The 14,443-nt window shown below is 72.7% G+C and carries 10 protein-coding genes and 1 tRNA gene; 3 read left to right on the top strand and 8 right to left on the bottom strand.

Translation table 11 applies throughout. The features are described 5' to 3' along the window. Positions 1 to 47 precede the first annotated feature (47 nt). Entirely contained in the window at positions 48 to 707 is a 660-nt protein-coding gene (locus ACZ4VF_RS09005) for an ANTAR domain-containing response regulator (RefSeq protein WP_467924181.1), read from the bottom strand. Positions 708 to 801: 94 nt separating this feature from the next. Between ACZ4VF_RS09005 and ACZ4VF_RS09010 the strand changes: the two genes are divergently transcribed. Continuing rightward, a tRNA-Leu gene (locus ACZ4VF_RS09010) sits at positions 802 to 885 on the top strand. Between the two features lie 85 nt (positions 886 to 970). Here ACZ4VF_RS09010 and pyk read toward each other — a convergent pair. Further along, the gene (gene pyk, locus ACZ4VF_RS09015) at positions 971 to 2,407 is read right to left on the bottom strand and encodes a pyruvate kinase (RefSeq protein ID WP_467924183.1); all 1,437 of its coding nucleotides are present in this window, start codon (positions 2,405 to 2,407) and stop codon (positions 971 to 973) included. Between the two features lie 219 nt (positions 2,408 to 2,626). Between pyk and ACZ4VF_RS09020 the strand changes: the two genes are divergently transcribed. Then, positions 2,627 to 4,432 (top strand): bifunctional metallophosphatase/5'-nucleotidase, encoded by a 1,806-nt coding sequence (locus ACZ4VF_RS09020; RefSeq protein ID WP_467924184.1) that lies wholly within the window; start codon positions 2,627 to 2,629, stop codon positions 4,430 to 4,432. 139 nt (positions 4,433 to 4,571) lie between these two features. Here the strand turns inward: ACZ4VF_RS09020 and ACZ4VF_RS09025 are convergent, their stop codons facing one another. From ACZ4VF_RS09025 to ACZ4VF_RS09050, 6 genes are all read right to left on the bottom strand, one after another. Next, positions 4,572 to 5,975 (bottom strand): lysine N(6)-hydroxylase/L-ornithine N(5)-oxygenase family protein, encoded by a 1,404-nt coding sequence (locus tag ACZ4VF_RS09025; protein WP_467924186.1) that lies wholly within the window; start codon positions 5,973 to 5,975, stop codon positions 4,572 to 4,574. Next, entirely contained in the window at positions 5,972 to 7,336 is a 1,365-nt protein-coding gene (locus ACZ4VF_RS09030; RefSeq protein WP_467924188.1) for a pyridoxal phosphate-dependent decarboxylase family protein, read from the bottom strand. Before ACZ4VF_RS09030 ends, ACZ4VF_RS09025 begins: the two co-directional genes overlap by 4 nt. 173 nt (positions 7,337 to 7,509) lie before the next feature. Next, positions 7,510 to 8,334 (bottom strand): NAD(P)H-binding protein, encoded by an 825-nt coding sequence (locus ACZ4VF_RS09035; RefSeq protein WP_467924190.1) that lies wholly within the window; start codon positions 8,332 to 8,334, stop codon positions 7,510 to 7,512. Between the two features lie 108 nt (positions 8,335 to 8,442). Continuing rightward, positions 8,443 to 10,935 (bottom strand): aminopeptidase N, encoded by a 2,493-nt coding sequence (pepN, locus tag ACZ4VF_RS09040; protein WP_467924192.1) that lies wholly within the window; start codon positions 10,933 to 10,935, stop codon positions 8,443 to 8,445. Between the two features lie 245 nt (positions 10,936 to 11,180). Continuing rightward, positions 11,181 to 11,531: a chorismate mutase gene (locus tag ACZ4VF_RS09045; RefSeq protein WP_467924194.1), complete on the bottom strand. Its 351-nt coding sequence runs from the start codon at positions 11,529 to 11,531 to the stop codon at positions 11,181 to 11,183. 33 nt (positions 11,532 to 11,564) lie between these two features. Beyond that, on the bottom strand, positions 11,565 to 12,455 hold the full coding sequence (locus tag ACZ4VF_RS09050; RefSeq protein ID WP_467924196.1) for a helix-turn-helix domain-containing protein: 891 nt from the start codon (positions 12,453 to 12,455) through the stop codon (positions 11,565 to 11,567). Between the two features lie 169 nt (positions 12,456 to 12,624). Here ACZ4VF_RS09050 and ACZ4VF_RS09055 point away from each other — a divergent pair, with 169 nt between their 5' ends. After that, positions 12,625 to 14,376, top strand: a complete 1,752-nt coding sequence (locus tag ACZ4VF_RS09055; protein WP_467924198.1) for a glycoside hydrolase family 35 protein — start codon at positions 12,625 to 12,627, stop codon at positions 14,374 to 14,376. The last annotated feature ends 67 nt before the right edge of the window (positions 14,377 to 14,443 follow it).

Here is a 14,443-nt window from a genome sequence, read left to right on the forward strand (position 1 = left end):
GCCCGCGCCCCCTTCTCCGGGGCGCGGGCCTCGTCGTACGAGAGGTCTCAGCCCTTCTTGGCCGCCTTCTTCTCCTCGCTGTCCGCGATGACCGCCTCCGCGACCTGCTGCATCGACATGCGGCGGTCCATCGAGGTCTTCTGGATCCAGCGGAACGCGGCCGGCTCGGTCAGGCCGTACTCGGTCTGGAGGATGGACTTCGCGCGGTCGACCAGCTTGCGGGTCTCCAGCCGCTGGCTGAGGTCGGCGACCTCCTTCTCCAGCTGCTTCAGCTCGGTGAACCGCGAGACGGCCATCTCGATCGCCGGGACGACGTCGCTCTTGCTGAACGGCTTCACCAGGTACGCCATGGCACCGGCGTCCCGGGCCCGCTCCACGAGGTCCCGCTGCGAGAAGGCGGTGAGCATCAGGACCGGCGCGATGGACTCCTCGGCGATCTTCTCGGCCGCGGAGATGCCGTCCAGCTTGGGCATCTTCACGTCCAGGATGACCAGGTCCGGCCGGTGCTCGCGGGCCAGCTCGACGGCCTGCTCACCGTCCCCGGCCTCGCCGACGACCGTGTACCCCTCCTCCTCCAGCATCTCTTTCAGGTCGAGCCGGATCAGTGCCTCGTCCTCGGCGATGACGACGCGGGTCGTCAGCGGAGGAACGTGCGACTTGTCGTCGTCGGACACGTCTACGGGCTGGGGCGACTCGGGGGCGGTCACGGAGGGCTCCTTGGTCCAGGGCAGGGCACTGCTTCCAGCAGGGTACCTAGCTGCGGTGAGCGGCGGTGAACCGGTACACTCCCGGAAGTGCCGCGCCGGGTTGGCGGAACAGGCAGACGCTGATGTCTCAAACACATCTGTCCGAAAGGACGTGCGGGTTCGAGTCCCGCACCCGGCACTCTCCGAAGCGGAGGATCACGCGCGCGTGATCCTCCGCTTTCCGCTGTTCACGGGCGCGATGACCACGTCACGCGCTCACGCCGTCACCGCGGGCTGTCGTCCTCGCCGATGTGGTGGACCCGGACCATGTTGGTCGAGCCGGAGACGCCGGGCGGGGAGCCGGCCGTGATGACCACGATGTCCCCCTTCCGGCAGCGGCCGTACTTCAGGAGCAGTTCGTCCACCTGGTCGACCATGGCGTCCGTGGAGTCCACGTGCGGGCCGAGGAAGGTCTCCGCGCCCCAGGTGAGGCTGAGCTGGGACCGGGTGGCCGGCTCGGGCGTGAAGGCGAGGAGCGGGATGGGCGAGCGGTAGCGGGAGAGCCGGCGAGCGGTGTCTCCGGACTGGGTGAACGCGACGAGGAACTTCGCGCCGAGGAAGTCGCCCATCTCGGCGGCGGCCCGGGCGACCGCGCCGCCCTGGGTGCGCGGTTTGTTCCGCTCGGTCAGCGGGGGCAGGCCCGCCGCGAGCATGTCGTGCTCCGCGGCCGCGACGATCTTCGCCATGGTGCGCACGGTCTCGACCGGGTACTTGCCGACGCTGGTCTCGCCGGAGAGCATCACCGCGTCCGTGCCGTCGAGGACCGCGTTGGCGACGTCGGAGGCCTCGGCGCGGGTGGGCCGGAAGTTCTCGATCATCGAGTCGAGCATCTGGGTGGCGACGATCACGGGCTTGGCGTTGCGCCTGGCGAGCTTGATCGCGCGCTTCTGGACGATCGGGACCTGCTCCAGCGGCATCTCGACGCCCAGGTCTCCGCGGGCGACCATCAGCCCGTCGAAGGCGGCGACGATGCCGTCGAGGTTCTGCACCGCCTGCGGCTTCTCGACCTTGGCGATCACCGGGAGGCGTCGGCCCTGCTCGGCCATGATCCGGTGCACGTCGGCGGCGTCGTCGCCGCTGCGGACGAAGGACAGGGCGATCACGTCGAAGCCGGTGCGCAGCGCCCAGCGCAGGTCGTCCTCGTCCTTCTTGGAGAGGGCGGGGACGGAGACGGCGACGCCGGGGAGGTTCAGGCCCTTGTGGTCGGAGACGACTCCGCCTTCGAGGACCCGGGTGTGGACGCGGGGGCCGTCGACGGCGGTGACCTCCAGACAGACCTTGCCGTCGTCGACGAGGATGCGCTCGCCGGGCGTGACGTCGGCGGCGAGACCGGCGTAGGTGGTGCCGCACTGGTGGCGGTCGCCCTCGGCGCCGTCCTCCACGGTGATGGTGAAGGTGTCGTCGCGTTCAAGGAGTACGGGGCCCTCGGCGAAGTGGCCGAGCCGGATCTTCGGACCCTGAAGGTCGGCGAGGACACCGACACTGCGGCCGGTTTCGTCGGCCGCCTTCCGTACGCGCTGGTACCGCTCCTCGTGCTCGGCGTGGGTGCCGTGGCTGAGGTTGAACCGGGCGACGTCCATTCCGGCCTCGACCAGTGCCTTGATCTGGTCGTACGAGTCGGTGGCGGGCCCCAGAGTGCAGACGATTTTTGCTCGGCGCATGGGTCGAGCCTAGGGCTTACCCGCGGGTAGAGAATTGGCCTCGTATGACTACTCAACAGACTTTGGGCAAAGCCTTATTGACAACTGTTGAATTGTGCGGCGGTTCGCTCCTATGAGCGATGGTCACCAGATCGCAACCTCCCGGACCTGTTGCCGGAAGTCATGCTCAGGTCAGAATCTACGCGCGTTGTTGACCATTCGCCGAGGAGACCGAGAGACATGCCGTTGAACCGCCGGAAGTTCCTGAAGAAGTCCGCCGCCACCGGAGCGGGAGTGGCGATCGCCGGCGCGGCGGCGGCCCCGGCGGCCGAGGCGGCGGAGACGAAGAAGCCCGCACACCCCGTGAAGCGGTACGCCCTGACCGTCATGGGCACCACCGACCTGCACGGTCACGTCTTCAACTGGGACTACTTCAAGGACGCGGAGTACGCCGACAAGGCGGGCAACGCCATGGGCCTCGCCCGGATCTCCACCCTGGTCGAGCAGGTGCGCGAGGAGAAGGGCCGGTGCAACACGCTGCTGCTGGACGCCGGTGACACCATCCAGGGCACCCCGCTCACCTACTATTACGCCAAGGTCGACCCGATCACCGCCAAGGGCGGCCCGGTGCACCCGATGGCGCAGGCGATGAACGCGATCGGCTACGACGCGGCGGCCCTCGGCAACCACGAGTTCAACTACGGCATCGAGACGCTCCGGAAGTTCGAGGACCAGCTCGGCTTCCCGCTGCTCGGCGCCAACGCCGTGGACGCGAAGACGCTGAGGCCGGCCTTCCCGCCGTACTTCATGAAGACGTTCCACGTGCCGGGCGCCAAGCCGGTCAAGGTCGCCGTGCTCGGTCTGACCAACCCGGGCATCGCGATCTGGGACAAGGCCTACGTCCAGGGCAAGCTGGCCTTCCCGGGGCTGGAGGAGCAGGCCGCGAAGTGGGTGCCGAAGCTGAAGTCCATGGGCGCCGACGTGGTCGTCGTCTCGGCGCACTCGGGGACGTCGGGCACCTCGTCCTACGGCGACCAGGTGCCGTACGTGGAGAACGCGGCGGCCAACGTGGCCCGGCAGGTGCCGGGCATCGACGCGATCCTGGTCGGCCACGCGCACGTGGAGATCCCGGAGCTGAAGGTCGTCAACGAGCAGACCGGCAGGACGGTCGTGCTGTCCGAGCCGCTGTGCTACGCCGAGCGGCTCACCCTCTTCGACATCGAGCTGGTGTTCAGCAAGGGCCGCTGGGAGGTCGAGTCGGTCTCCGCCTCGCTGCGCAACTCCAACACGGTCGCCGACGACCCGAAGATCACCAAGCTGCTCACCGACGAGCACAAGAAGGTCGTCGCGTACGTCAACCAGGTCGTGGGCCGGGCGACGCAGACCCTGACGACCGTCGAGGCCCGCTACAAGGACGCCCCGATCATCGACCTGATCACCAAGGTCCAGGAGGACGTGGTCAAGGCGGCGCTCGCCGGCACCGCGTACGCCTCGCTGCCGGTGATCGCCCAGGCCTCGCCGTTCTCCCGGACCTCGGAGATCCCGGCCGGCGACGTGACCATCCGGGACCTGTCGAGCCTGTACGTCTACGACAACACGCTGGTCGCCAAGCTGCTGACGGGCGCCCAGGTGCGCGCCTACCTGGAGTACTCGGCGGAGTACTACGTCCAGACGGCGGCCGGCGCCGCGATCGACGTGGAGAAGCTGACCAACGCCGGCGGCCGCCCGGACTACAACTACGACTACGTCTCGGGCCTGTCGTACGACATCGACATCGCCCGGCCGGCCGGTTCGCGGATCAGGAACCTGACCTTCGGCGGGGCCGCGCTGGACGACGCCCAGCAGTTCGTGTTCGCGGTGAACAACTACCGCGCGAACGGCGGCGGTGCCTTCCCGCACGTCGCCACCGCGAAGGAGCTGTGGTCGGAGTCGACGGAGATCCGCACCCGGATCGCGGAGTGGGTGACCGCGAAGGGCGTCCTGGACCCGAAGGACTTCGCGTCGGTGGACTGGAAGCTGGTCCGCGACGGCAAGCCGGTCTTCTAGGACCGGAAGCCGGTCTTCCAGGGACTGGCAGGTCCTCCCGCGGCGCGTAGGTCCTCCGCGGCCCGGCGGGTCGCCTCCGGCCGCGGGAGCGAGGTCGACGGCGTCGGCTTCCGCCCCCGCGCCGGCCGTCTCCCGCCGCTCACCGTCCGTCGACGAGCGGGGTGAGCTGTCTGGCCTGCGGCACCCTGGCCGGGGGCTCCTCCAGGCCGAACGAGGTGAACGCCGTCCGGGGCGGCAGCGGGTACGGCTCCTTGCCGGTGAGGGAGTTGAGGATGGTGGCGCTGCGCCAGGCCGCCATGCCCAGGTCGGGGGCGCCGACGCCGTGCGTGTGCAGCTCGGCGTTCTGGACGTAGACCGCGCCGGTGACCGAGGGGTCGAGGACCAGGCGGTACTCCTGGTCGACGCGGGGCCGCTCGCTGCTGTCGCGGCGGATGTAGGGGTCGAGGCCGGCGAGGATGCGGCCGAGGGGGCGGTCCCGGTAGCCGGTGGCGAGGACGACGGCGTCGGTGGTGAGCCGGGAGCGGCTGCCCTGCTGGAGGTGTTCCAGGTGCAGCTCGATCCGGGTGGTGGCGATCCGGCCTGCGGTGCGGACGCGTACACCGGGGGTGAGGACGGCGTCGGGCCAGCCGCCGTGCAGGCTTCGGCGGTACAGCTCGTCGTGGATGGCGGCGAGGGTGCCGGCGTCGATGCCCTTGTGCAGCTGCCACTGGGCGGTGACCAAGCGGTCGCGGACGGGCTCGGGGAGGGCGTGGAAGTAGCGCGTGTAGTCGGGGGTGAAGTGCTCCAGGCCCAGCTTGGAGTACTCCATCGGCGCGAACGCCTCGGTGCGGCCGATCCAGTGCAGCTTCTCCCGGCCGGCCGGGCGGTGCCGGAGCAGGTCCAGGAAGACCTCGGCGCCGGACTGTCCGGAGCCGACGACGGTGACGTGGCCGGCGGCGAGGAGGCTGTCGCGGTGGTCGAGGTAGTCGGCGGCGTGGACGACGGGCACGCCGGGCGCGTCCACCAAGGGCTGCAGGGGGTCGGGCACGTAGGGGGCGCTGCCGATGCCGAGGACGATGTTGCGGGTGTGGGTGCGGCCGAGGGCCTCGGCCTCGCCCTCGGCGTCGAGCTGGGTGAAGTCGACCTCGAACACGTCCCGTTCGGGGTTCCAGCGGACGGCGTCGACCTGGTGGCGGAAGTGCAGCCCGGGGAGTGCCTCGGCGACCCAGCGGCAGTAGGCGTCGTACTCGGCGCGCTGGATGTGGAAGTGCTCGGCGAAGTAGAAGGGGAAGAGCCGCTCGCGGTCCTTGAGGTAGTTGAGGAAGCTCCACGGGCTGGTGGGGTCGGCGAGGGTCACCAGGTCGGCCAGGAAGGGCACTTGGATGGTGGCGCCCTCGATGAGCAGCCCGGGGTGCCAGTCGAAGCCGGGGCGCTGTTCGTAGAAGACGGCGTCGAGTTCGGGCAGTGGGTGGGCGAGGGCGGCGAGGGAGAGGTTGCAGGGGCCGATGCCGATGCCGACCAGGTCGCGTGGGGAGGCGGGCTCGTGGCTTGGTGGGTGGGTCATCCGGGGGTGTTTCCTTCGGCGAGTTCGGCGAGTTTGAGCAGCTGGGACAGGTCGTCCGGCCGGGTGTGGGGGTTGAGGACGGTGGCCTTGAGCCAGAGCCGGCCGTCGAGCCGGGCGCGGCCGAGGACGGCCCGGCCCTCGTGCAGCAGGCCGCGGCGTACGGCGGCCACGGTGTCGTCGTCGGCTCCGGCCGGGCGGAACAGGACGGTGCTGATGACGGGCCGGTCGTACAGCTCGAAGCCGGGGTGCTCGCGGACGAGGGCAGCGAACTCGCGGGCGCGGGCGCAGACCTGGTCGACCAGGGTGCCGAGACCACCGCGGCCCAGGGTCTTCAGGGTGACGGCGATCTTCAGGATGTCGGGGCGGCGGGTGGTGCGCAGGGAGCGGCCGAGCAGGTCGGGGAGGCCGGCCTCGGTGTCGTCGCCGGCGTTGAGGTAGTCCGCGCGCTGGTGGAGTGCGGCGAGTTCGTGCGGGCGGGCCACGGCGAGGAGCCCCGCGGCGACGGGCTGCCAGCCGAGTTTGTGCAGGTCGAGGGTGACGGTGTGGGCGGCTTCGAGGCCGGCGAGTCTGTCGCGGTGCCGGTCGCTGAAGAGCAGGCCGCCGCCGTAGGCCGCGTCGATGTGCAGCCGGGCGCCGTGGGCGGTGCACAGACCGGCGATCTCGGGCAGCGGGTCGATGAGGCCGGCGTCGGTGGTGCCGGCGGTGGCGGCGACCAGCAGCGGGCCGGGGAGCGTGGTGAGGGCCTCGTCGAGGGCGGCCGGGTCCAGGGTGCCGTTGGGCGTCGGGAGGACGACCGGGTCGGGCAGGCCGAGCAGCCAGGCGGCGCGCGGCAGCGAGTGGTGGGCGCTCGCGCCGCAGACCAGGCGCACACCGCCGTGCGCCTCACGGGCGAGGAGCAGGGCGAGCTGGTTGGACTCGGTGCCGCCGGTGGTGACGAGGGCGTCGGCGAGGCCGGCGGTGCGGGCGAGGGTGCGGGCGACGGCGGACTCCAGTGCGGAGGCGGCCGGGGCCTGGTCCCAGGAGTCGAGGGAGGGGTTGAGGGCGCTCGCGGCGAGGTCGGCGGCGGTGGCCACGGCGAGCGGCGGACAGTGCAGGTGGGCCGCGCACAGGGGGTCGGCGGGGTCGGCGGCGCCCGCGGCGAGGAGGTGGACGAGGGTGCGCAGGGCGTCCGGGTCGCCGGTGTCGGGCAGGACGTCGCCGAGGGCGTCGGCGACGCGTTCGGCGACGGCCTGCGGTCCGCCGGCGGGCAGGGGGCCGCCGCGCTCGGCCCCGCCGGCCGCGAGCGCGTCGAGGACGGTGGCGAGCAGGGGGCGCAGGGCTTCGGGGCCGGACGGGCCGGAGGCGAGGGGCGGCAGGCTCATGGGCTCTCCTCCGGGCAGGGGGACGTCCGGTGGGCTTCCGGGTCCCGGGCTTCCGGCTGTGGGTGGTGTTCCAGCTTGTACCGGAAGCGAGCCCCGTGTCCCGGAAGCCAGGCGAACGGAACCCGAAAGTGTGTACTGCCGGGCCCGGAGGAGCCGTTGGGAGTGCTCGGGGCCTATGCGCGGAAGTCGTCGGCGTGGTCCCGTGCCCACTGCGCGAAGGTGCGGGCCGGGGTGCCGGTGAGCTGCTCCACCGTGCCGGTGATCTCCGGGGGCACGCCGACGGTCTCGGCGAAGCTCTGCAGCAGCCGTTCGAGCATCTGCGGCGGGACGTGCGGGAAGAGCTCCGGGGCCGCCTCGGCCGGGTCGGTCTCCACGAACGTCAGCTTGCGGCCGAGGGCCTCGCCGATCGCCGCGACCTGTTCGGCGTTGCGGACCGCGGCGGGCCCGGTCAGCCGGTGCACGGCGCCCTCGTGGCCGTCGTCGAGCAGGACGCGTTCGGCGACGGCCGCGATGTCGTCCTCGTGGACGGGCGCGGAGAGCCCGTCGGCGAAGACGCCGCGTACGGTGTCGCCGGCGCGGATCTGCGGGGCGTACTGGAGGGCGTTGGTGGCGAAGGCACCCGGTCGCAGGAAGGTCCAGGCGAGTCCGCTCTCGCGGATCTGCCGCTCGGCGGTCGCGTGCATGACGTGGATGGGGTGGGTCTCGTCGGCGCCCTCCCGGACGATGGCGCTGGAGAGCAGGACGACGTGCCGTACGCCGTGTTCGCGGGCCGCGGCCAGCAGCGGTGCCGCGTCGGGCAGCGCGTACAGGAAGAGACTGGTCGCGCCGGTGAACAGGGCGGCGGGGTCGTCCGGCCGGAACCGCACCACCTCGGCCCGTCCGGGCAGCGCCGCCCGCTCGGGGTCGCGGGTCAGGGCCCGGACGGGCTGTCCCGCGGCGAGGAGACGGTCGACGAGGGCTCGGCCGACGTTGCCGGTCGCGCCGGTCACTACGATCACGGTGCCGCCTTTCGGGGGCTGGGTCGACAACTGACCGTCCGAGCCTAGGAACCGGCGGCCGGTCCCCGCATCGTCGGCGGGGACCAGCCGCGTCCTAGGCCGCAGGACCTACTCCGTCCGCTGTCCCGCCCGTACCCGCAGGGCTCGGGACAGGTCGTCCAGGCGGTCGGCGAGGGTGCGGCGCAGCGCCGGGGTGAGGTCGCCGTCGCGCAGGCAGGCCTCGCCGAGCGCCAGGTTCTCGGCGTCGACGGCGTGGGCCGGGAAGCACCAGCGGCCGGCGGCGACGGCGATGGCGGGTCCGCGGCGGGCGGCGAGCGCGGCCGCGTCCGGGTAGAAGCGCGGCACGTACTCCCGTACCAGGTCGGCCTGTTCGGGCTGCCAGAAGCCCTGGGCGGTGGCCGTGAAGAGGTAGTTGGACAGGTGGTCGCCGGAGAACATCGCCTCCCAGGCGGCCCGCTTGGCCTGCGGGTCGGGCAGGGCGGCACGGCAGCGGGCGGCGCCCTCCTGGCCGGTGGCGCTGGGGTCGCGCGCCAGCTCGGCGGCGATGGCGTCCTCGTCGGTGGCGCCGAGCACGGCGAGCCGGGCGAGGATGCGCCAGCGCAGCTCGGGGTCGAGTTCCGGACCGCCGGGCACCGTGCCGTCGGCGAGCCAGGCGGCGATGGTCTCCGGGTGGGCGGCCACGGAGATCAGGTGGCGTACGGCGATCAGCCGCAGGCCGGGGTGGTCGCCGTCCTCGGTGCGCCGCAGCAGGTCGCGGCAGAGCGAGGTGAGGGTGGCCAGGGCGGCCGGCCGGTCCTCGGGCGTCAGGTACTGCTCGGTGAGCTGGCCGGCGGCGAAGGCGAGGACGCCCTGGGCGACGGCCAGGTCGGTCTCGTACGGCAGGTGGGCGCGGGCCGCGTCCAGGTAGGCGGCCGGCGGGAGCGCGCCGTCGCGGACGGCGTCCCGCAGGGCGTTCCAGACGACCGCGCGGGTCAGCGGGTCGGGCAGGCCGGACAGGCCGGTGCGGACCGTCTCGAAGGAGTCGGCGTCGAAGCGGAGCTTGGCGTAGGTGATGTCGCCGTCGTTGAGGAGGACCAGCGCGGGACGCTTGCCGATGGGCTGCGGGGCGGTCTGCGGGACGTCGAGGTCCACGCGCTCGCGCAGCACCAGGCGCCCCTCGTCGGCGATGTCGTGGTCGTACAGGCCGGCGCTGAGGCGGTGCGGGCGGCTGCCCGCGCGGTCGGCGGTCAGGGCGCAGGTGCCGCCGGTCGAGGTGATCACCGGGGTGAGCGTGTCGACGCCGGTGGTGCGCAGCCAGCTGTCGGCCCAGGCGTGCACGTCGCGGTCGGTGGCGGAGGCGAGGGAGTCGATGAAGTCGGCGAGGGTGGCGTTGGCGAACTTGTGCCGCTCGAAGTGGGTGTTGATGCCGGCGAGGAAGTCCTTCTCGCCGAGCCAGGCGGCCAGCTGGCGCAGCGCGGAGGCGCCCTTGGCGTAGGAGATGCCGTCGAAGTTGAGCAGGGCGGAGGCCGTGTCGTCGACGTTCTCGGGGGCGACCGGGTGGGTGGTGGGGCGCTGGTCGGCGTCGTAGCCCCAGGCCTTGCGGGTGACGCCGAACTCGGTCCACGGGTCGGTGAACCGGGTGGCCTCGGCGGTGGTCTGGTAGCCCATGTACTCGGCGAACGACTCGTTCAGCCAGATGTCGTCCCACCACTTGAGGGTGACGAGGTCGCCGAACCACATGTGGGCCATCTCGTGCGCGATGACCATGGCGCGGGTCTGCCGCTCGGTGTCGGTGACGGCGGAGCGGTAGACGAAGTCGTCGCGGAAGGTGACCAGGCCGGGGTTCTCCATGGCGCCCGCGTTGAACTCGGGCACGAACGCCTGGTCGTAGGAGTCGAAGGGGTACGGCTCCTGGAACTTCTCGTGGTAGCGGTCGAAGCACGCGCGCGTGACGTCGAGGATCTCGTCGGCGTCGGTGTCGAGGTGGGGTGCGAGCGAGCGGCGGCAGTGCAGGGCGAAGGGCAGTCCGCGGTGTTCGGTGCGCACCGAGTGCCAGGGGCCGGCGGCGACGGCGACCAGGTAGGTGGAGATCAGCGGGGTGGGCGCGGCCTGCCAGGCGCCGTCGTCGCGGCGGGCGGTGACGCCGTTGGCGAGGACGGTCCAGCTCTCGGGCGCCTTGACCGAGACCTCGAAGACGGCCTTGAGGTCGGGCTGGTCGAAGGCGGCGAAGACGCGCTGGACGTCGTCCATGAACAGCTGCGTGTAGACGTACGTCTCGCCGTCGCTGGGGTCGGTGAAGCGGTGCATCCCCTCGCCGGTGCGGGAGTAGCGCATGGCCGCGTCGACGCGCAGCTCGTGCTCCCCGGCGGTGAGGTTCCTCAGCGGCAGCCGGTTCTCGCTGAGCGACTCGGGGTCGAGGGGGTGTCCGTCGAGCGTGACGCTGCGCAGCTCGGCGGGCTTCAGCTCGACGAACGTGTCCCCGTCGGCCCGCGCGGTGAAGCGGATCGCGGTACGGGAGTCGAAGGTCTCCGCACCGGTCGTGAGGTCCAGATCGACCGTGTACTGGTGGACGTCGAGGAACTGTGCTCGGAGCTGCGCTTCGTCGCGCGTGAGTACGGACATGCACGCCATGCTGCCTGATGGGACCGACAGCGCACAGGGGCGGATCGGTACACGGCTTTTGTCCGTCGTGCGCGCCCCGGCCGACCGCCCGGGCGGTCCCCCGTGAGCCGCCGGCCCGTTCCTGGTCAGCGGCTGGTCGGTCGTATGCCGGTCGGCCGTGTCCCGGTCCGCCGGCCGGCCGAATCCCGGTCCGGGGGCCGGCCGCCGGGCCGGCCGCATGCCGGTCCGTCGTTCCGGCGTCGTGTTCAGGCGTCGTGCGCCGGGTGCTCGCTGTGGGTGTCCTCGGCGATCCGCTCGTGGTGCCGGATCACCTCGGCGATGATGAAATTGAGGAATTTCTCGGCGAACGCCGGGTCGAGCTTGGCGTTCTCGGCGAGGGTGCGCAGCCGGTCGATCTGCCGGGCCTCGCGGGCCGGGTCGGCGGGCGGCAGCTGGTGCAGTGCCTTGAGGCGGCCGACCTGCTGGGTGGCCTTGAAGCGCTCGGCGAGCATGTGGACGACGGCGGCGTCGATGTTGTCGATGCTGTCGCGCAGCCGCTCCAGTTCCTGGCGGACCTCGGGATCGACGGCACCGGGGCCGGTGTTGCTGGTGGTCATGAGGGCCAACCTTATGCGCTGGGCCGGACTGCCTCAGGAGGTGTCCGGGGAGTGGATCACCGGCGGATCGGCGGGGTCCGGGACGCGGTCGCTCCAGCCGCCGGGGACGGTACGGCTCTGCTGGGCGCGGAACCGGACGGGGGCGAGGCCGACACGCCGGGTGAACAGCCGGGAGAAGTAGGCGGGGTCGTCGTAGCCGACGCGGCGGGCGACGACCGCGACGGGCAGCCCGGTGGCGGCGAGGAGTTCCTTGGCCCGGGCGAGCCGGATGCCGAGCAGGTAGTCCTTCGGGGTGCACCCGGCCGCCCGGCGGACCGCGGTACGCAGCTCGGCGGTGGTCATCCCGTGCCGCGCGGCGTGGTCCGCGATGCTCAGCGGCGTGCAGGCGTCCCGGGCCAGGGCGGCCAGCACCTGCTCGCCGTCGGGCGCGAGGTCGGCGCGGGCGCGGCGCAGGGCGACGAGGAGTTCGTGGACGGCGGCGGCGGTCTCCACCTCCAGCAGGGGGTTGCCGCGGCGGGCGGCCCGGACGACGCGGGCGATGACCGCGCGGGGGCCGGAGGCGTCGGAGAGCGGGACGACGGGCCGGTCGGGTTCGATGTAGCCGAGTTCGCGGTAGGCCGCGGTGGCGGGCCCGGCGAAGTCGACGAAGCCCTCGTCCCAGCCGGTGTCCGGGTCGGGCGCGTAGTGGTGGGGCACACCGGGGGTGAGCCACAGCAGGGCGGGCGCGGTGACGGTCGTACGGCGGCCGTCGGCGCCGCGGTACCAGCCGCCGCCCGAGCCGACCACGACGGCCACGTGGTGGTCGAGGGTGCGCGGCCCGACCGTGGGGAGCGCGCCGTGCTGCAGGCCGACGCCGAGGCAGACGAGGCCGAGACGGTGGTGGGCGGGGCCGGGGCTGAAGAACCGCATCCAGGTCTGGTACATCGGCGCTTCTCCTCCCGGCGCTCCTCCGCGTTCCGCGCGGCGCGCGTCGTCGGTCGGGCGGCGCCGGTCCTCCTTTTGTCCAAGCAGCGCCGATCTTCGTCCATGGCGCCGGTCACCGGAAGGGGGCGAGGGTGGGGCGCGTGGACGAGAGCACGGTGGGGGCGGGCGTATGAGCGTGTTGTCGGTGGGGGAATCGGACTTCCTGCTGGACGGGCGGCCGGTGCGGCTGCTGTCGGGGGCGCTGCACTACTTCCGGGTGCACGAGGCCCAGTGGGGGCACCGGCTGGCGATGCTGCGGGCGATGGGCCTGAACTGCGTGGAGACGTACGTGCCGTGGAATCTGCACCAGCCCCGTCCGGGGACCTTCCGCGACGTGGAAGCGGTCGGCCGGTTCCTGGACGCGGTCCGGGAGGCGGGCCTGTGGGCGATCGTGCGGCCGGGTCCGTACATCTGCGCCGAGTGGGAGAACGGCGGGCTGCCGGCGTGGCTGACGGGCGAGCCGGGCACGCGCGCGCGTACGCGTGACGAGCGCTACCTGTCCCCTGTGCGGAGCTGGTTCCACCGGTTGCTGCGGGAGATCGTGCCCCGCCAGCTGGACCGCGGCGGTCCCGTGGTCATGGTCCAGGTGGAGAACGAGTACGGCAGCTACGGCAGCGACACCGGCTATCTGCAGGAGCTGGCCGGCCTGCTGCGCGCGGAGGGGGTCACGGCCGTGCTGTTCACCTCGGACGGCCCCGAGGACCACATGCTGACCGGCGGCTCGCTGCCCGGGGTGCTCGCCACGGTGAACTTCGGCTCACGCGCGCGCGAGGCGTTCGGGACGCTGCGCCGCCACCGTCCCGACGGCCCGCTGATGTGCACGGAGTTCTGGTGCGGCTGGTTCGACCACTGGGCCGGCGAGCACGTCGAACGGGATCCCGGCGACGCCGCCGCAGCGCTGCGGGAGATCCTGGAGTGCGGGGCGTCGGTGAACCTCTACATGGCGCACGGCGGCACGAGTTTCGGGGGCTGGGCGGGCGCCAACCGCGGCGCGCTGCACGAGGGCCCGCTGGAGCCGGACGTGACCTCGTACGACTACGACGCGCCGGTGGACGAGTACGGGCGCCCCACCGAGAAGTTCCACCACTTCCGCGAGGTGCTGGCCGCGTACCGGCCCGGCCCGCTGCCCGGCCTGCCGCCGCCGCCCGCTCCGCTGGGCGCCCCCGCGGAGGCCGTGCTCACCGGATGGGCGCCCCTGGCGGACGTGCTGGAGGCGCTCGGCGGTCCGGAGACGGCCGCCCCGGTGCCGCCCACCTTCGAGGAGCTGGGGGTCACCCGGGGGCTGGTGCGCTACGCGCTGGACGTGCCCGGGCCGCGCCGGCCGTACCCGCTGACCGTGCGCGGGCTGCGGGATCTCGCCGTGGTGTACGTCGACGGGGAGCGGGCCGGGGTGCTCACCGAGGAGGAGCCGGTGCTGAAGGAGCCCGTCGCGGGTCCCGCGCGCGTGGAGCTGTGGGTGGAGTCGCTCGGGCGGGTGAGCTACGGGCCGCGGCTCGGCGAGACGAAGGGCGTGACCGGCGGGGTCCTGCACGAGCGGCAGTACCTGCACGGGGTACGCGCGCGCGGGCTGGACCTGGACGCGTTCGCGGACGGTGTGGCCGCGGTGCCGTTCGGCGGGCCGCCCGGGAGGGGGGCGCCGGGGCTGTACCGGGGCACGGTCACGGTGCGCGGGGCCGGCGACGCCCGGCTGGAGCTGCCGGGCCACACGCGCGGCTTCGTCTGGGTCAACGGCTTCGCGCTGGGCCGTTACTGGTCGGTGGGCCCCCAGCGGTCGCTGTACGTGCCCGGGCCGGTGCTGCGGGAGGGCGAGAACGAGGTGTGGCTGCTGGAGCTGGACGCTGACGGGGCGGACGGGTCGGCGCCGCGCCTGCTGCCCGTGTGACCGGGCGTCCGCCGCGGACCCGCGGCCTACAGTGGAGGGGGGTTCCGGCGTCTTTGGGGGTGCCGAG

This window comes from Streptomyces sp. NPDC029151 (genome assembly GCF_055564315.1).

Coding starts and splice junctions, on each gene's coding strand:
- pyk (WP_467924183.1), bottom strand. CDS start 2,407: ATGCGCCGAGCAAAAATCGTCTGCACTCTGGGGCCCGCCACCGACTCG.
- pepN (WP_467924192.1), bottom strand. CDS start 10,935: ATGTCCGTACTCACGCGCGACGAAGCGCAGCTCCGAGCACAGTTCCTC.
- ACZ4VF_RS09020 (WP_467924184.1), top strand. CDS start 2,627: ATGCCGTTGAACCGCCGGAAGTTCCTGAAGAAGTCCGCCGCCACCGGA.
- ACZ4VF_RS09055 (WP_467924198.1), top strand. CDS start 12,625: ATGAGCGTGTTGTCGGTGGGGGAATCGGACTTCCTGCTGGACGGGCGG.
- ACZ4VF_RS09050 (WP_467924196.1), bottom strand. CDS start 12,455: ATGTACCAGACCTGGATGCGGTTCTTCAGCCCCGGCCCCGCCCACCAC.
- ACZ4VF_RS09025 (WP_467924186.1), bottom strand. CDS start 5,975: ATGACCCACCCACCAAGCCACGAGCCCGCCTCCCCACGCGACCTGGTC.
- ACZ4VF_RS09045 (WP_467924194.1), bottom strand. CDS start 11,531: ATGACCACCAGCAACACCGGCCCCGGTGCCGTCGATCCCGAGGTCCGC.
- ACZ4VF_RS09030 (WP_467924188.1), bottom strand. CDS start 7,336: ATGAGCCTGCCGCCCCTCGCCTCCGGCCCGTCCGGCCCCGAAGCCCTG.